Genomic DNA, 17,005 nt, shown 5'->3' on the forward strand with positions numbered 1-17,005 from the left:
TCAGATGCAAATGTTATTGATTCAACCAACATATTTTGCTCCAATTATTCAATATGCAGCTATTTCAAAAAACAGCAATATTTGCTTTGAATTTGAAGATAATTTTCAAAAACAAACGTATAGAAACAGATGTTATATTTATACTGCAGATGGCAAACATTTACTAAATGTACCTATACAGCATAATAAAGGCGTGAAACAAAAAACAAAAGATGTAAAAATTGATTATAAAGACGATTGGAATAAACTTCATTTAAAAACCTTAACAACTGCTTATAACGCATCGCCTTTTTTTGAATTTTATATTGATGACTTATTGCCAATATTCAATAAAAAACATAACTTTTTATTAGATTTAAACCTATTAACCCATCAATTTATTGTGGAAGCCTTACAATTAGAAATCACCACAACTAAAACTGATGAATTTTTAATAGAATCACCTTTAAAAGATTGTAGAAACCTCGCTATTTCTAAAAAAGAACCTCAATATAATCTTGAAAGATACATTCAAGTTTTTGAACAAAATCACGGATTTATTTCCAACCTCAGCATTTTAGATTTACTTTTTATGGAAGGACCAAATGCTTTAAATTATTTAGAGTCTCAAAATTTAAATCTATAAATATTGGAAATTTTAAGATTTATTACTCACTATGGAATGCATTTTATAATACCTGGTATTATAGCTTTTCTATTTTTTAAAAAGAGTTGGAAAAAAGTTTGGTTAATTTTTACACTAACAATGTTAATTGACTTAGATCACCTACTTGCTACTCCAATTTTTGCGACAAACAGGAGTAGTATAAATTACCATCCATTACATTCTTATTATGCAATTTGTGTATATTTTTTATTATTAATTCCTCCTAAAACAAGAATTGTAGCAATTGGACTTGTCTTCCATATGTTTACAGATTTTATTGATTGTCAGTGGATTCATTAAATTTATTTTCTTATTTAGCTTATTATTAATAATTATTTCTTAAATTTATTAAACTCTATTAGCCATTAACATATTCTAACTAATCTAGTTTAGATATATGATTTTAAACCCCATTTATTTTTAGTATTTATCATAATAAATAGTAAACTAAATGTACTCTTCTAAAAAAATAAGCTGTTTAACTACAGTCATAATCTTGTTATGTGGTTTACTATTCTTCTATCTAAAATTTAGAAATACAAATCAACTAAAAGAAATAGCTAATTCTAAAAACCTTAAAAACGGTGATCTTATTTTACGCGCTGGAAAATCTACCGAGAGCTATTTAGTTCATTTAGCAGATAACTCTTCAGAATTTACACATATTGGAATTATAATTATTGAACGCAATCAACCTTATGTAATCCACGCAGTACCTCATAAAAACCACACCTTAAAAAAGGATTTATTAGGCGATTTTTTAGATCCTAAAAAAACTTCATCATACGCTATTTACAGATCCAATTATACTTCTATAACATTAAATAAAGTTGTAAATGAAGCCAAAAATTTCTACGTAAACAAATACACCTTTGACAATGAATACAACCTCAATACAGATACAAAACTCTACTGTTCAGAACTTATATTGAAAGCATTTAACAATGTAGGCATTCACTTAAATGTAAATGCAAAATCTTTCAATTTTGTTATAGGTGAACACGATATAATTTTCCCTTCAGAATTCACAAAAATACCTCAATTCAGTAAAATAATTTAGTCTAAATCAATTAAAAAAAGTAATTATGAAACATTTAAAATTAGTATCAGCATTAGTATTAACCGTGGTTTTATTTAGTATGAGTTCGTGTGGAAGTGGCACTTCACCTAGCGATACAATTAAAAAAGCATACGACTTAATGAAAACTAAAGATTTTGAAAAATTAACAACATTATATGTAAAAAATGATGGTGAAAAATTTTCAGAAGAAGAAGCAAAAAAAATGGAAGGTCTGTTTGGAATGGCTGCAAAAGAAGAATTTGAAAACAAAGATGGTCTAAAAAATATAGTAATTGAAAAAGAAACTATTGATGAAGATGGAAACGGAGCAAGAGTAGTTTATATTGTAAATTTTAAAAATGGAGATAGTGAAAAAGAAGATGCCAGACTTATTAAAATAGATGGTAAGTGGTTTATAAAAGTATAACTTAAAGAAAAGGCTGTTTAAAATTTGAAAACTCGTCATTCTAAATTTATTTCAGAATCTCATAATGCTGATAATTAATCACTATGAGAACCCTAAATAAATTAAAGTTGACTAAAAATTCACTTTTTAAACAGCCTTTTTTAAATACTTATCTTATTAACTTTTTATATTTAATACGTTTAGGCATTAAATCACCTCCAAGTCGTTTTTTCTTATTCTCTTCATAATCTGAAAATGAACCTTCAAAGAAATACACTTGACTATCACCTTCAAAAGCTAAAATATGTGTACAAATTCTATCTAAAAACCAACGGTCGTGACTAATAACAACTGCACAACCCGCAAAATTTTCTAAACCTTCTTCCAATGCACGCAATGTATTAACATCTAAATCGTTTGTTGGCTCATCTAATAATAATACGTTTCCTTCTTCACGTAAAGTCATAGCTAAATGCAAACGGTTACGTTCTCCACCAGACAGCATACTTACTTTTTTGTTTTGATCACTTCCTGAAAAATTAAAACGACTTAAATATGCGCGAGAATTTACTTGTTTCCCTCCCATTAAAATTAATTCTTGTTCTTCAGAAAAATTTTGCCAAATTGTTTTTTCAGGATCAATATTTGAATGACTTTGATCCACATATGCAATTTTTGCAGTATCACCAACTACAAATTCACCTTTATCTGGAGCCAATTCATCCATTATCATTTTAAAAATAGTGGTTTTACCAGCACCATTAGGACCAATAATACCAACAATACCAGCTTGAGGTAAATTAAAATTCAAATCTTCATATAACAACTTATCTCCAAATGCTTTTGAAACCCCTTTTGCTTCAATAACATTAGTACCTAAACGCTGACCGTTTGGTATGTATATTTCTAATTTTTCATCTAACTGATTTTGATCTTGGCTCATTAATTTGTCGTAATTCTTCAAACGAGCTTTTTGCTTAGTTTGACGACCTTTTACACCTTGACGAACCCATTCTAATTCACGTTCTAATGTTTTTTGACGCTTAGAAGCTTGTTTAGATTCTTGTGCCAAACGTTTTGATTTTTGATCTAACCAAGAAGAATAATTACCTTTCCAAGGAATACCTTCTCCTCTATCCAATTCTAAAATCCAACCAGCAACATTATCTAAGAAATATCTATCGTGAGTTACTGCAATAACAGTTCCTTTATATTGTTGTAAATGATGCTCTAACCAATGTACAGATTCAGCATCTAAGTGGTTGGTTGGCTCATCTAATAAAAGCACATCTGGCTCTTGTAATAGCAATCTACACAAAGCAACTCTTCTTCGCTCACCTCCTGAAAGATTTTTAATAGGAGTATCACCATCTGGAGTACGTAAAGCATCCATTGCTATTTCTAATTTGGTATCTAGCTCCCACGCATTTGCAGCATCGATTTTATCTTGTAAAATGGCTTGTTGTGCCATTAATTTTTCCATTTTATCAGCATCAGAATATACTTCTTCCAAGCCGAACATGTCATTTATTTTATTGTATTCATCTAAAATTGCAACTGTTTCAGCAACTCCCTCTTTTACAATATCAATAACAGTTTTAGAATCATCTAATTGAGGTTCTTGAGATAAAAAACCAACAGAATATCCTGGAGCAAAAACAACATCTCCTTGATAGTTTTTTTCAATTCCAGCAATAATCTTCATTAAAGTAGATTTACCTGAACCATTTAATCCTAAAATTCCAATTTTAGCTCCATAAAAAAAGCTTAAATAAATATCTTTTAAAACTGGTTTATTTGCACCTTGATAGGTTTTAGACAAACCAGACATTGAAAAGATTACTTTCTTATCATCTGACATATTTATAATATAATTTTAATTGTTTATTGTACTTGGTTATTAATTTAAAATAAGAATTTAATAAGCACACACTTAAATTTTGCATATATTTTATAGCAAAACTATAGTGTATATCTGTAACTAGTTATTAAACTCGTCCTTTTAAAGCATTAAAAACCCAAGCTATTGCAAAAAAACCAATTCCTACAGAGGCAAATCCCCAACCTGCAACTTCATTGTATCTAAATGCACCTAAAGCTATTAAAGCTAAACCAACTATTAACATAATTGCTGTAGCCCAAGCTAATACAGTATTTTTATTCATTTTTTTGTGTATTTAATTAAATTACTTTAAAAAAATTATTAAAAGCAAATATCGTAAATTAAAAATGAATTGCATAAAAAAATGACGTTTATACCTTATAATTCAATCAATTTTAGTGTTAAATAAAATTTAAAATTTAATTTTCACTATTGGCACATTATGTACTTCTTAAAAGATATTTTTTTTATTTTAGCCGTTTTATAAAACTATAAATTATTAATAAGTTGTAAATGAAACATAAAACGTATAAAAATTTTATAAAAAAAATAATTCCAATACTATACTCTTTATGTGTTTTTATAATTTTATCAATCGCCATTTACAATTATTCTAATTATACAAAAGGGCAATGGGAAAAAGATGAACGCTCTAACTTAATGGATTTATTAGCCAGTAAAAAATCCAATTTAGAAAAAGCTCTATATTCCAGAATCTATTATACACGTGGTGTAGCCGCATACGTAAGCTTAAACCCTTCAATATCTAACAATGAATTTTCTGAACTTGCTAAGGAATACATAAAACAAGACTCTGTAATTAGTACTATGGCTTTGTCTAAAAATTGTATTTTAAATGCTATTTATCCATATGAAGGACACGAATCTGCCATAGGCTTAAACTTATTAGCTCATCCTGAAAGAAAAGAAATTGTTGAAAAAACCATTAAAACTGAATTAACCTTTATTGCTGGACCAGTTGAATTAATTGAAGGTGGTACTGCATTTATAAGTTACACTCCCATATTTGATAAACTTAATAATAATTCATTTTGGGGAATTACAGACATTGTTATAAAAAAAGAAAACTTAATTAAAGAAGCAAATATAAATTTAGAAGAAAACGGATTTAAATTTGCTTTAAGAGGAACTGATGGAACTGGTAAAAATGGGCCTGTTTTTTGGGGAGATGCATCTATTTTTGAAAACGACCCTATATCTATTGCTGTTAATTTGCCTATAGGAAATTGGGTTTTAGCTGCCACTCCAGTTAATGGATGGAATTCGTATCTTGATCAAGATAAAACAATTTTATACATTTTATTTATTAGCACCTTTATTATTAGTATTTTAATTTGGTTTATTTCCAAAACACTATTAAAGATTAAACAAAATGAACGAAAAATGGTTGCCATTTTTAAATCTATCGATAGTTTAATTGTTGAATTTAATAAAGATGGAGATTATTTAACTGTAAATTACAGCAATAAAGATTTACTATATAAACCGCAAAAAGATTTAATCGGTAAAAATGTAAGTACAATTTTTGAACCCGAAATGGCCAAGTTATTTAAAAATGCTATTACAAAATGTATTAAAAGTAAAGAATTAGTAGTACTCGAGTATCCATTAGTTATTAATAATAAAAAAATGTGGTTTTCTGCTAGAGTCACCTATAAAACACCAGACACTGTAATTCTGAATGCTTATGATATTACGGATAATAAATCAAAAGAAGAAGAACTTAAAACTTTAAATAAAATAAAGGACCAATTTTTTTCTATAATTGCACACGATCTTAAAAACCCTGCAGGCACACAAAAATCTTTAATTAATTTATTAGTAGACCGTTTTGACACAATGGATATTAATAAGCAAAAAACAATGCTTAAAACCATTCAAAAATCATCTGATCATTTATATAATTTATTAGAAGACCTCTTAAATTGGTCTATGTCTCAATCAAAAAAAATAATTGCTAAAAAAATAAAATTCAACATTATAACACACAATAAAGAACTCTTTTCACAATTAGAAAACCAAGCGAACTTAAAAGAGATAACCTTTATAAATACAATAAATCCTGAAAATGCCAATGTTATTGGAGATCCAGATTTAACCTCAATTATAATACGTAATTTAATTTCAAATGCTTTAAAATTTACAGAACGAAATAAAAAAGTTGAAATTAGTTCTGAAATAATTAATTACAATCAAAAACAATACTTTCAACTAAATATTACTGATACAGGTATTGGAATTTCATCAGAAAAAATAGATGACCTTTTTAAAATAGAAAAAACCCAATCTAATCCTGGAACAGAAAATGAAAAAGGATCTGGATTAGGTTTATTATTATGTAAGGAGTTTATTGAAAAACAAGGCGGTAAAATTACTATTGAAAGTAAAATTGGTGTAGGTAGTAAATTTTCAATTTTACTACCTACGGAGTAATTTTAGTTTTACATTGGTACTTCAATAAATAAAATGTCTGAACTAAAGTTTGCTTTTAAATTAATTACATCAGTATTATAAACTCCTAGCGCATCTCTTTTATTTAAAATTTTATTGTCTACAAGTACTTCTCCTTCAACAACCATAATGTAAACACCATTATTTTTAGATTTTAATTGATACTTAAATGCTAAATTTTCGCTTAAATTAATTCTCGAAACTTGTGCATTCTGATGTATGGTTAAAGCACCTTCAACACTATGTTCTATTGAAGACACCAATACTTGTAATTTATTTTTTCGCTCTAATGCATTAAACTTTTTTTGGTTGTAGCTAGGCGTTACGTTTTGTTTATTTGGAATAATCCATATTTGAAATAAATTTACTTCCTCCGTTGGATGATTATTCATTTCTGAATGTTCTATACCAGTACCTGCAGACATTACCTGAACTTCACCTTCTTCTAACGAAATCCATTTATTAGACATAGAATCTCTGTGTTTTAAGGCTCCTTTTAAGGGTATAGAAATAATTTCCATATTTTCATGTGGATGCGTTCCAAACCCCATTCCTCCTTGAATAAAATCATCATTTAACACTCGTAAAGCGCCAAAATTCATCTTTTCAGTATTAAAATAATTTGAAAAACTAAAAGAGTAATTTGCTTTTAACCAACCATAATCTGCGATTCCTCTATCATTTGATTTATATATTTTTGCTATCATTTGTTCTAAACTTATCTAAAAGAGTATTTAAAATTCTTGCCTCATCTTCAGAAAGATTATTGAAATAATTATCTAAACTTTCCATTTTAACTTTCGACAATAAATCCAATCCCTTTTCGGTTATTTTTACATAAACTACCCGTCTATCATGTTCGCAGCGTTCACGTTCAATCAATTTTTTATCACATAATTTATCCATTAAACGAGTAGAATTTGGCGATTTTTGCACCATACGTTCTTTTACAGTTTTTACTGTAATTGCTTTTTTTGCTCCTCTTAAAATTCTAAGTATGTTGTATTGCTGTTCAGAAATTTTAAAAGGTTTTAACTGTTCATTTCCCAATGTATCAAAATAGTTTGCTGTAAACTTTATATTTAGCAGCGCCTTAATTTTTTCATTAGGAAATGTTGAGTTTATTTCTTTAGAAAATTCTGTCATCTTAAACCGATTTTTGAAAATTTTCTACTAATCTTAAAAGGTTTAACTTTAAATGTTGGTCAACTAACACTCCCTCTTTAAAATTATCAAAAAAGGATGGAACTGACATATTCCCTATAATTTCACCTCCATTAAATGGAAACCTTTTAACGGCAAGTTCTAAAACTGTTTGCCCTCCTCGAGCTCCTGGTGATGTTGCCAATAAAAGCATTGGTTTATCTCTCCACACTTTACCATTTATTCTTGATAGCCAATCAAATGCATTTTTAAAAGCTGCCGTATACGCTCCATTATGCTCGGCAAAAGAAATTATAAATCCATCAGATTTTTCAATTTCATAATTTAAATTAATTGCACCTTCTGGAAAACCTTTTTCAGATTCTAAATCAACCGAAAAAATAGGCATACTATAGTTATTTAAATCAATATTTATCACTTCAACATCAGTCAATAAACTACCTGTATATTCTGCAAGAATTTTATTTATCGACTTTTTACTTGTACTAGCTCCAATTGTAAGAATTCTTTTCATAATTAAATTGAATTTATTTAAATAACTTTCTACCAAAAACATAAGAAACAACTAATAACACAATTGCTATTATTGCAGCCATTTGTTCTCCATCTTTAATCATTACATGTGCAAAAAAAGCTAATATAAATTCAAAAAATAAAGCCGAATATGTCCATTCTTTAATTTTTGATTGTTTTTGAGTTACCAATACACCAACTGCTAAAATTTTAGCTACAGCTAAAGGGTAAATGATATACACAGGATAACCAAAACCTATAAACATTTTTGAAACTTCTGCATTATTAAATATGTACATTCCTGCAGACATTAATAATAAAGCACTTAATAATCCTGTACTTAACCAATAAATAATTTTGTTTGTTTTCATAATTTTAAGTTTTTATGTTGCAAATATACATAAAATATATTTTATTTACCTAGGTAAATAATGATCGGGTAATTATTTTATAAAGTTTAACATTCATTTTGTACTTTAGCAACTATAAAATAGCTGAAACAAATGGATATTAAATTCAATGTAAATGAAGATTACAACAAACTTCAATTATCAGAATTAAAAAAGAAATTGCTAAAAGTTTATAAAGGTGGTGGAAAAGAAAAAATTGAAAAACATAAAGCCAAGGGTAAATTAACTGCAAGAGAACGAATCGATTATTTATTTGATAAAAAATCTGACAGCATAGAAATTGGAGCATTAGTTGGTGATGAAATGTACACAGAGCACGGCGGCTGTCCTTCTGGTGGAGTTGTAGTTAAAATTGGATATATAAAAGGTAAACAATGCATTGTAGTAGCAAATGATGCAACCGTAAAAGCAGGAGCTTGGTTTCCTATAACTGGAAAAAAGAATTTACGTGCTCAAGAAATTTCTATTGAAAATAAAATTCCTATTATTTATTTAGTTGACAGTGCTGGTGTTTATTTACCAATGCAAGATGAAATTTTCCCAGATAAAGAACACTTTGGTAGAATTTTTAGAAATAATGCAGTAATGAGCAGTATGGGAATTACTCAAATTTCTGCAATAATGGGAAGCTGTGTTGCAGGTGGAGCATATTTACCAATTATGAGCGATGAAGCTATGATTGTAGATAAAACTGCTAGTATATTTTTAGCTGGAAGTTATTTAGTAAAAGCAGCTATAGGAGAAAGTATAGATAATGAAACCTTAGGAGGTGCAACTACGCATTGTGAAATTAGTGGAGTTACAGATTATAAAGCTAGTGATGATAAAGATGCTTTAGACAAAATTAGAAATATTGTAGATAAAATTGGAGATTATAACAAAGCTGGTTTTAATAGAATTAAAGCTAAACCTCCTATTGAAAATCCTGAAGATATTTTCGGAATTTTACCAAAAACAAGAACTGATCAATACGAAATAAGAGCAATTATAGAACGTATTGTAGATAATTCTGAATTTGAAGAATACAAAAAAGACTACGGAAAAACTATTGTATGTGCCTATGCACGAATTAATGGCTGGGCTGTTGGTATAATTGCTAATCAGCGTAAAATTGTAAAAAACGGTAAAAAAGAAATGCAATTTGGAGGTGTTATTTATTCAGATTCTGCAGATAAAGCTACACGTTTTATTGCAAATTGTAATCAGAAAAAAATACCACTAGTGTTTTTACAAGATGTTACAGGATTTATGGTTGGTAGTAAAAGTGAACACGGTGGCATTATTAAAGATGGTGCAAAAATGGTAAATGCTGTCAGCAATTCTGTTGTACCAAAATTCACAATAATTATTGGTAATTCTTATGGTGCAGGTAATTATGCAATGTGTGGTAAAGCTTACGATCCACGCCTAATTGTAGCTTGGCCATCAGCTAGATTAGCCGTAATGGGTGGATCACAAGCAGCAAAGGTATTGTTACAAATAGAAAAAGCTTCATTAAAAAAACAAGGAGAAAAAATTACCAAACAAAAAGAGCAAGAAATTCTAAAATCTATTCAACAAAAATACGACGCACAAACATCTCCATATTATGCTGCGGCTCGTTTATGGACAGATGGAGTTATAAATCCACTTGATACTAGAAAGTGGATAAGTATGGGTATTGAAGCTGCAAACCACGCTCCTATTGAAAAACAATTTAATTTAGGGATAATTCAGGTTTAAATTATTGTAAAAACAATAGGTAATAATTACATTTGCATCACAAAAATTTTAAGAAATTATGGGAAGAGCCTTTGAATTTAGAAAAGCACGTAAAATGAAACGTTGGTCTGCTATGGCAAAAACCTTTACTAGAATTGGTAAAGATATTGTTATGGCTGTTAAAGAAGGTGGTCCAAACCCCGATACCAATGCACGTTTAAGAGCTGTAATTCAAAATGCAAAGGCAGCAAATATGCCTAAAGACAATGTAGAACGTGCTATTAAAAAAGCAAGTGAAAAAGACACTGCAGATTATAAAGAAGTTCTATTTGAAGGTTATGCTCCACATGGTATTGCTGTAGTTGTTGAAACAGCAACAGATAATAACAATAGAACTGTTGCAAACGTAAGAGCTGCTTTTAGTAAATGCGACGGAAATATGGGTACTTCGGGCTCCGTAGTTTTTATGTTCGATCACACTTGTAACTTTAGAGTAAAAACCGAAGATTTACAAATGGATCTGGAAGAGTTTGAATTAGAATTAATAGATTTTGAAGTTGAAGAAGTTTTTGAAGATGAAGATGGAATTTTAATCTATGCTCCATTTGAACAATTTGGTGCTATTCAAAAATATTTAGAAGAAAACAACTTAGAAATACTTTCTTCTGGTTTTGAACGTATTCCTACAACAACTGTAAAATTACCTGAAGATCAACAAGCAGATGTTGAAAAATTATTAGAACGCCTAGAAGAAGATGACGATGTACAAAACGTATATCATTCTATGGAAATGTAATTTTACCTAAATTATAGAAGGAAATAAATCTTTTTATTAACGAATTACATATTTTAAAAGCATAGTTAAATTACTGTTGAATAGCATTTTATAAAAATTAAAATTCACATTAATATAACCGCTTTTAAATTATTACTCTTTATATTGGTGTAACTATACTTAAAACATCATCTAAAAACTTTTTAGATTCAATAAGTTTTGCATTTAATTTTGGAGCTTCTAAGCCTTTTCCAAAGGTAGTTTTTCCTTCAAAAATAAAAGCTTCATCCCATAAATTAGCATCTATAAAACTTTGTAATGTTTGTTTTCCTCCTTCAATTATTAAAGATTGAATTTCATACCTATATAAAATTTCACAAATTTGTTCTGGAACATTTTTATTGAAATTAATGTGTTCAAAAGTTACATTTTTATAAGAAATACTAACAGGTTTTACTTCAGATAAAACAATGGTTTTAATTCCATCATTCAATATATTGTAATCTTTGGGTATTTTCAAAATTCTATCAATAACAATTCTAACAGGATTATTTCCTGTCCATGTTCTTACATTTAAAGTAGGATTGTCATTTAAAGCCGTTGTTGTACCCACCAAAATAGCTTGTTCTTCAGCTCTCATTTTATGTACGTATTGCTGAGAATAAGTATTTGAAATCCAATTTGGAGAAATTTCGGAAGTATCATCTCTTAATTTATCTATAAAACCGTCTTTAGTTACTGCCCATTTCAGAATTATAAAAGGTCTTTTTTTAGTATGAAATGTAAAAAAACGTTTATTTAATTTATAACATTCATCTTCTAAAACACCAACTATTACATTACAACCATTATTTTTTAAATACTGAACTCCTCTCCCACACACTTTACTATTAGAATCTACTATTCCAATAACAACGTTTTTAATACCATTTGCTACAATTAAATTTGCACAAGGCGGTGTTTTACCAAAATGCGAACAAGGTTCTAAACTAACATAGATTGTAGCATTTTTTAAAAGCGATTTATCTTTAACAGAATTAATTGCGTGTACTTCGGCATGTGGTTCTCCTGCCTTTTTATGCCAACCTTCTCCAATAATAACGTCGTTTAAAACAATTACACTTCCAACCATTGGATTTGGATAAGTAGTTCCAAAACCATTTTTAGCTAATTGAATGCAACGTTTTATATATTTTTCATGTAATTTCACAGCGTAAAAATAATACAATAAAATGACTCTTAATAACTTTATAATTAGAGAAATTATTGCTGAAGATAATCCTAAAATTGCAAAAGCAATTAGAAGCATTTTAATTGAATTTGGTGCCCCAAAAGTAGGAACAGCATATGCAGATACTGCATTAGATACGCTTTCTGAAAATTACACCAATAAAAAATCAATATACTTTGTTATTGAAAAAAATGGCGAAATATTTGGAGGAGCTGGCATAAAAAAACTCGATAATTATAAAGGAAATATATGCGAATTGCAAAAAATGTACTTTAAACCAGAAGCTCGAGGTATTGGTTTAGGAAGTAAAATGATGGATATTTGCCTACAAAAAGCAAAAGAATTTGGTTTTGAGAGTTGCTATTTAGAAACTTTACCTTATATGGAAGGAGCCCGTAAACTATATAGAAAAACTGGTTTTAAAGATTTAGATGCTCCTATGGGAGATACGGGACACTACTCATGTAACTTATGGATGCTTAAAAATTTATAATGTATATACAACAATTTAAAACAGCGTTTTTTAATAAACTCAACACACTTTACCCTTCAACTGAAATTCAATCTTTTTTTAACCTATTGATTGATTTTAAATTAAACTTATCTAGAATTGAAGTCGCACTGCATCCAGATTTTGAAATTTGTAAAGCAGATTTAGAGTATTTACAAAAAGCTACTGACGATTTAGAAAAACAAATTCCAATACAATATATAATAGGTAAAACTGAATTTTACGGATTGCCTTTTGAAGTTAATCACAATGTATTAATTCCAAGACCTGAAACCGAAGAATTGGTAAATTGGATCATCTCTTCTACTTCAAAAAATAAACAAATAAAAATATTAGATATTGGAACTGGAAGTGGCTGTATTCCAATTTCATTGGCTAAAAATTTACCAAATGCTACAGTTTATGCGCTTGACGTTTCTGCTGAAGCTTTAAAAACAGCAAAAATAAACGCAAAAAACAACAATGTAAATATCCATTTTATTGAAGCTGATATTTTAAAAATAGATTCCTTAAAAGATATTTTTGTTAGTACAGCAAACCAAACGGAAAATTCAACGCTAGATAAATTCGATATTATTGTAAGTAATCCTCCATATGTTCGAGAATTAGAAAAAACACATATGCAAACTAATGTTTTAGAACACGAACCACATTTAGCTTTGTTTGTTACAAATAACAATCCTTTATTGTTTTATAATAAAATTGCTGATTTAGCTAAAAATCATCTTTTAAAAGATGGAAATTTATATTTTGAAATAAATCAATATCTAGGAAAAGAAACAATGGAATTATTAACTTCAAAAAAATTTAAAAATCCCGAACTTAAAAAAGACATGTTTGGAGAAGATAGAATGATTAAAGCTGGTTGTTAAATTCATTATAAATTAAATGTTAACACTGCTTTTACCCTATTAAACAAACACATGTAACTACTAAATATTTTAATCTTTCTAACAGCTAAACTTTTCTACTAAAAAATCAAGTACCTTTGCAAAATGTTAGAAAACTTTAAAAATAAAGCTGAAATTCTTTCAAAACTAGGAATTACAGCTTTAAATCCAATGCAAGAAGCAGCTCACGAAGCTATTTCTTCAAATTCAGAAATTATACTCTTATCCCCTACTGGTACAGGAAAAACATTAGCGTTCTTGCTACCAATTATTGAAGCTCTAAACCCTACTACAAAAAATATACAAACTTTAATTCTTGTGCCATCTAGAGAACTTGCCATACAAATTGAACAGGTTATTAGAGAAATGGGAAGTGGCTACAAAGCCAATGCCGTTTATGGAGGAAGATCAGGTTCTAAAGATCGAGTAGAAATTAAACATCCGCCTGCAATATTAATTGGTACACCTGGTAGAATTGCTGATCATTTAGATAGAGAAGTTTTTGAGATTTCAGCCATAAAAACCTTAGTTTTAGATGAGTTTGATAAATCTTTAGAGGTTGGCTTTGAAGAAGATATGAAATTTATTATCGAAACTTTGAATAAGGTTTCAAAAAAAGTATTGACTTCTGCTACTCAAAAAGTTAAAATTCCTTCATTTGTGGGACTTAAAGCTCCAAAAAAATTAAGCTATTTAGGTGAAAAAACTCAAAAATTAAAACTTCAAACAGTTAATGCTCCTACACAAAACAAACTTGGTTCTTTAGTAAAATTGATAGCTTATATTGGAGAAGGTAATGGAATTATATTTTGTAATTTAAAAGATAGTATACAAACTGTAAGCGATTTTTTAAATGAAAAAAATATTACACACGGCTGTTTTTCAGGAGATTTAGAACAACAAGACAGAGAACGTGCATTGATTAAATTTAGAAATGGAACACATAAAATATTAATCGCTACAGATTTAGCTGCTAGAGGTATCGATATTCCCGAATTAAATTTTATTATTCATTATGAATTGCCATCAAGACCCGATGAATTTATTCACCGAAATGGAAGAACTGCACGTATGCACAGTAATGGAACTGCGTATATATTAAAATATGAGAACGAAGAATTACCTGTTTTTATTAAAAATGATGAAAAAATTAACATTCATAGTTCAACAAATAAATTAAAAACAAACACTTGGAAAACACTCCATATTTCAGGTGGTAGAAAAGATAAAATTTCAAAAGGAGACATTGCTGGTTTATTCTTTAAACAAGGAAATATTAAAAAAGAAGCACTTGGAATAATAGAATTAAAACAAGACTGTGCCTATGTTGCGGTTTCAAGTACAAACTTAAACTCCTTAGTAAACAACTTAAATAACAGTAGACTTAAAAAGAAAAAAGTTAGAATTAGTATTTTAAAATAAGAAAATTCAATTTTCAACATTTAAAGTTATAAACTTAAATAGTACTTTTGCAATATGCGAATTGATATTATAACAGTTTCACCAGAATTAATTAAAAGCCCGTTTGAATATTCAATTATAAAACGTGCTATCGATAAAAACTTGGCCGAAGTACACTTTCACGATTTAAGAACCTATGCATTAAATAGCTACGGAAAAATAGATGATTATCAATTTGGAGGAGGTGCGGGTATGGTTTTAATGATTGAACCTATAGATAAATGTATTTCAGAATTAAAAGCAGCACGCAATTATGATGAAATTATTTATATGACACCCGATGCTCCAACTTTAAATCAACAAACTGCAAACACCTTGTCTTTAAACAAAAACATGATTATTTTATGTGGACATTATAAAGGTGTAGATCAACGTGTTAGAGATTTACATATTACAAAAGAAATATCTATTGGAGATTATGTTTTAAGTGGCGGTGAATTAGGTGCTGCGGTTTTATGCGACAGTATAATTCGATTAATTCCAGGTGTTTTAGGAGATGAAACTTCAGCTTTAACAGACTCATTTCAAGACGATTTACTTTCCCCTCCAGTATATACTAGACCTTCTGAATATAAAGGACTTAAAGTTCCGGAAATACTATTATCTGGTAATTTTCCAAAAATTGAAGAATGGCGAAATGAAAAAGCTTTTGAACATACAAAAAAAATTAGACCAGATTTGTTGGAAGACTAATATTTTTGATTAAATTTGCACACTCAAAATTAACCTCTGACGAAAATCGTGAATGTTGATTTATGAAAAACTATTAAAAAGTTTAAAATGGAAACTTTAGTAAAATTTATACAAGACGAATTTGTAGAAAAGAAAGAATATCCTCAATTCCAAGCAGGAGATTCTATCACAGTTTATTACGAAATTAAAGAAGGACAAAAAACTCGTACACAGTTTTTTAAAGGAACAGTAATCCAAAGAAGAGGAACTGGAGCTTCAGAAACATTTACAATCAGAAAAATGTCTGGTACTGTTGGTGTAGAACGTATATTCCCAATTAATTTACCTGCAATTCAAAAAATTGAAGTTAACAAACATGGTAGAGTTCGTAGAGCACGTATTTTCTACTTTAGAGGTTTAACTGGTAAAAAAGCTAGAATCGCAGAAAAAAGACGTTAGTCTTATTTCTATAAAATTACAAACCCGTTTCAATCTTGAAACGGTTTTTTTGTTATTAACAAATGTTAATAACCTAAGTTTATATATTGTTGATATTAAAACAATTATAAATTTGGAAAATTAAAAATTAGGTGCTTAATTTACAATAGAATTAAACAACAAAATAAAACTAAATAACATTAAGTTGTAACTTTTTAAAGTTTAGAAAATTTATTTTAGCGTGAAATTCGAGATGTTCTTGAACATAGTTTTTAAAATCTAACTTTAAAAAAGTAATGGGCCAAGGTATTTAGCATTAATAACTGGAACAAGGTTTTAAAAACGTTTTTAAAATAATATTTTGAAGCAAGTAGTTTTTAAAAAAATTACAACAAAGTTTTAGGTATTATTTTAAAAGAAACAACTGTTTTAATAATGAGTTGGGTTACAAACACAACTTAAATGATAATATTAATTATGTTAGTTTTGAAAATAAACTAGTAAATGAAGTAGAGAATATCATTTAAAAACTTTATTAAAAAAAGTGTTTCAGCAAAAAGCCATAATATTGAATAATCAATATTATGGCTTTTGTTATTTTTTAAGATTAGTATTCTTTAAAAAATAACCTCTTATTTTTAAGCAAAATTCAAAATTAACACCTTATTTATAACGTTTTCGAAGCGTGTTTTAAATCAATATTTAGTACATTTGCTACATTACAAATGTAAAATAATCTACAACTAGATCAATCAACATAAAATTAATAATTA

The 17,005-nt window shown here is 28.3% G+C and carries 19 protein-coding genes; 12 read left to right on the forward strand and 7 right to left on the reverse strand.

What is annotated here, in order from left to right:
- Positions 1–4: 4 nt before the first annotated feature.
- The 4 genes from MHL31_RS05355 (at position 5) to MHL31_RS05370 (ending at position 2,133) form a co-directional block, all read left to right on the forward strand.
- Complete coding sequence (locus MHL31_RS05355) at positions 5–625, forward strand: WbqC family protein (RefSeq protein WP_371824141.1); 621 nt, start codon at positions 5–7, stop codon at positions 623–625.
- Positions 626–628: 3 nt separating this feature from the next.
- Positions 629–946: a DUF6122 family protein gene (locus MHL31_RS05360; protein WP_371824142.1), complete on the forward strand. Its 318-nt coding sequence runs from the start codon at positions 629–631 to the stop codon at positions 944–946.
- A gap of 151 nt (positions 947–1,097) precedes the next feature.
- On the forward strand, positions 1,098–1,706 hold the full coding sequence (locus MHL31_RS05365) for a YiiX/YebB-like N1pC/P60 family cysteine hydrolase (protein WP_240228049.1): 609 nt from the start codon (positions 1,098–1,100) through the stop codon (positions 1,704–1,706).
- A 25-nt stretch (positions 1,707–1,731) separates the two neighbouring features.
- Complete coding sequence (locus tag MHL31_RS05370) at positions 1,732–2,133, forward strand: DUF4878 domain-containing protein (RefSeq protein ID WP_240228050.1); 402 nt, start codon at positions 1,732–1,734, stop codon at positions 2,131–2,133.
- 148 nt (positions 2,134–2,281) lie between these two features.
- Here MHL31_RS05370 and ettA read toward each other — a convergent pair whose 3' ends face one another.
- Both ettA and MHL31_RS05380 read right to left on the reverse strand, forming a co-directional pair.
- Complete coding sequence (ettA, locus tag MHL31_RS05375) at positions 2,282–3,973, reverse strand: energy-dependent translational throttle protein EttA (protein WP_240228051.1); 1,692 nt, start codon at positions 3,971–3,973, stop codon at positions 2,282–2,284.
- 127 nt (positions 3,974–4,100) lie between these two features.
- Complete coding sequence (locus tag MHL31_RS05380; RefSeq protein WP_240228052.1) at positions 4,101–4,277, reverse strand: CAL67264 family membrane protein; 177 nt, start codon at positions 4,275–4,277, stop codon at positions 4,101–4,103.
- 230 nt (positions 4,278–4,507) lie between these two features.
- Between MHL31_RS05380 and MHL31_RS05385 the strand changes: the two genes are divergently transcribed.
- Entirely contained in the window at positions 4,508–6,448 is a 1,941-nt protein-coding gene (locus MHL31_RS05385) for an ATP-binding protein (protein WP_240228053.1), read from the forward strand.
- An 8-nt stretch (positions 6,449–6,456) separates the two neighbouring features.
- Here the strand turns inward: MHL31_RS05385 and MHL31_RS05390 are convergent, their stop codons facing one another.
- From MHL31_RS05390 to MHL31_RS05405, 4 genes are read right to left on the reverse strand one after another with little or no spacing between them, the layout of a single operon-like run.
- A complete protein-coding gene (locus MHL31_RS05390) occupies positions 6,457–7,173 on the reverse strand; it encodes a pirin family protein (protein WP_240228054.1) in 717 nt (238 codons plus the stop codon).
- A complete protein-coding gene (locus MHL31_RS05395; RefSeq protein WP_240228055.1) occupies positions 7,154–7,612 on the reverse strand; it encodes a MarR family winged helix-turn-helix transcriptional regulator in 459 nt (152 codons plus the stop codon). The genes MHL31_RS05390 and MHL31_RS05395 overlap by 20 nt, the downstream gene beginning before the upstream one ends.
- A 1-nt stretch (position 7,613) precedes the next feature.
- A complete protein-coding gene (locus tag MHL31_RS05400; protein ID WP_240228056.1) occupies positions 7,614–8,144 on the reverse strand; it encodes an NADPH-dependent FMN reductase in 531 nt (176 codons plus the stop codon).
- Between the two features lie 13 nt (positions 8,145–8,157).
- On the reverse strand, positions 8,158–8,514 hold the full coding sequence (locus MHL31_RS05405) for a DoxX family protein (protein ID WP_240228057.1): 357 nt from the start codon (positions 8,512–8,514) through the stop codon (positions 8,158–8,160).
- 132 nt (positions 8,515–8,646) lie between these two features.
- Between MHL31_RS05405 and MHL31_RS05410 the strand changes: the two genes are divergently transcribed.
- Both MHL31_RS05410 and MHL31_RS05415 read left to right on the forward strand, forming a co-directional pair.
- The gene (locus MHL31_RS05410; RefSeq protein ID WP_240228058.1) at positions 8,647–10,275 is read left to right on the forward strand and encodes an acyl-CoA carboxylase subunit beta; all 1,629 of its coding nucleotides are present in this window, start codon (positions 8,647–8,649) and stop codon (positions 10,273–10,275) included.
- A 58-nt stretch (positions 10,276–10,333) separates the two neighbouring features.
- Positions 10,334–11,050, forward strand: coding sequence for a YebC/PmpR family DNA-binding transcriptional regulator (locus MHL31_RS05415; protein WP_240228059.1), 717 nt, complete (start codon positions 10,334–10,336; stop codon positions 11,048–11,050).
- A gap of 139 nt (positions 11,051–11,189) precedes the next feature.
- Here the strand turns inward: MHL31_RS05415 and ribD are convergent, their stop codons facing one another.
- Positions 11,190–12,239, reverse strand: coding sequence for a bifunctional diaminohydroxyphosphoribosylaminopyrimidine deaminase/5-amino-6-(5-phosphoribosylamino)uracil reductase RibD (gene ribD / locus MHL31_RS05420; protein WP_240228060.1), 1,050 nt, complete (start codon positions 12,237–12,239; stop codon positions 11,190–11,192).
- Between the two features lie 22 nt (positions 12,240–12,261).
- On the opposite strand from ribD, the gene MHL31_RS05425 reads away from it, so the two are divergent.
- The 5 genes from MHL31_RS05425 (at position 12,262) to rplS (ending at position 16,253) form a co-directional block, all read left to right on the forward strand.
- Entirely contained in the window at positions 12,262–12,753 is a 492-nt protein-coding gene (locus MHL31_RS05425; protein ID WP_240228061.1) for a GNAT family N-acetyltransferase, read from the forward strand.
- Entirely contained in the window at positions 12,753–13,643 is an 891-nt protein-coding gene (prmC, locus tag MHL31_RS05430; protein ID WP_240228062.1) for a peptide chain release factor N(5)-glutamine methyltransferase, read from the forward strand. The genes MHL31_RS05425 and prmC overlap by 1 nt, the downstream gene beginning before the upstream one ends.
- Positions 13,644–13,766: 123 nt before the next feature.
- The gene (locus tag MHL31_RS05435) at positions 13,767–15,083 is read left to right on the forward strand and encodes a DEAD/DEAH box helicase (protein ID WP_240228063.1); all 1,317 of its coding nucleotides are present in this window, start codon (positions 13,767–13,769) and stop codon (positions 15,081–15,083) included.
- Between the two features lie 54 nt (positions 15,084–15,137).
- On the forward strand, positions 15,138–15,815 hold the full coding sequence (trmD, locus tag MHL31_RS05440) for a tRNA (guanosine(37)-N1)-methyltransferase TrmD (protein ID WP_240228064.1): 678 nt from the start codon (positions 15,138–15,140) through the stop codon (positions 15,813–15,815).
- An 87-nt stretch (positions 15,816–15,902) separates the two neighbouring features.
- Complete coding sequence (gene rplS, locus MHL31_RS05445) at positions 15,903–16,253, forward strand: 50S ribosomal protein L19 (RefSeq protein WP_240228065.1); 351 nt, start codon at positions 15,903–15,905, stop codon at positions 16,251–16,253.
- The last annotated feature ends 752 nt before the right edge of the window (positions 16,254–17,005 follow it).

Source organism: Lutibacter sp. A80 (assembly GCF_022429645.1).
Classification (GTDB): Bacteria; Bacteroidota; Bacteroidia; order Flavobacteriales; family Flavobacteriaceae; genus Lutibacter.

Coding starts and splice junctions, on each gene's coding strand:
- MHL31_RS05355 (WP_371824141.1), top strand. CDS start 5: ATGCAAATGTTATTGATTCAACCAACATATTTTGCTCCAATTATTCAA.
- MHL31_RS05365 (WP_240228049.1), top strand. CDS start 1,098: ATGTACTCTTCTAAAAAAATAAGCTGTTTAACTACAGTCATAATCTTG.
- MHL31_RS05370 (WP_240228050.1), top strand. CDS start 1,732: ATGAAACATTTAAAATTAGTATCAGCATTAGTATTAACCGTGGTTTTA.
- ettA (WP_240228051.1), bottom strand. CDS start 3,973: ATGTCAGATGATAAGAAAGTAATCTTTTCAATGTCTGGTTTGTCTAAA.
- MHL31_RS05380 (WP_240228052.1), bottom strand. CDS start 4,277: ATGAATAAAAATACTGTATTAGCTTGGGCTACAGCAATTATGTTAATA.
- MHL31_RS05385 (WP_240228053.1), top strand. CDS start 4,508: ATGAAACATAAAACGTATAAAAATTTTATAAAAAAAATAATTCCAATA.
- MHL31_RS05390 (WP_240228054.1), bottom strand. CDS start 7,173: ATGATAGCAAAAATATATAAATCAAATGATAGAGGAATCGCAGATTAT.
- MHL31_RS05395 (WP_240228055.1), bottom strand. CDS start 7,612: ATGACAGAATTTTCTAAAGAAATAAACTCAACATTTCCTAATGAAAAA.
- MHL31_RS05400 (WP_240228056.1), bottom strand. CDS start 8,144: ATGAAAAGAATTCTTACAATTGGAGCTAGTACAAGTAAAAAGTCGATA.
- MHL31_RS05405 (WP_240228057.1), bottom strand. CDS start 8,514: ATGAAAACAAACAAAATTATTTATTGGTTAAGTACAGGATTATTAAGT.
- MHL31_RS05410 (WP_240228058.1), top strand. CDS start 8,647: ATGGATATTAAATTCAATGTAAATGAAGATTACAACAAACTTCAATTA.
- MHL31_RS05415 (WP_240228059.1), top strand. CDS start 10,334: ATGGGAAGAGCCTTTGAATTTAGAAAAGCACGTAAAATGAAACGTTGG.
- MHL31_RS05425 (WP_240228061.1), top strand. CDS start 12,262: ATGACTCTTAATAACTTTATAATTAGAGAAATTATTGCTGAAGATAAT.
- prmC (WP_240228062.1), top strand. CDS start 12,753: ATGTATATACAACAATTTAAAACAGCGTTTTTTAATAAACTCAACACA.
- MHL31_RS05435 (WP_240228063.1), top strand. CDS start 13,767: ATGTTAGAAAACTTTAAAAATAAAGCTGAAATTCTTTCAAAACTAGGA.
- trmD (WP_240228064.1), top strand. CDS start 15,138: ATGCGAATTGATATTATAACAGTTTCACCAGAATTAATTAAAAGCCCG.
- rplS (WP_240228065.1), top strand. CDS start 15,903: ATGGAAACTTTAGTAAAATTTATACAAGACGAATTTGTAGAAAAGAAA.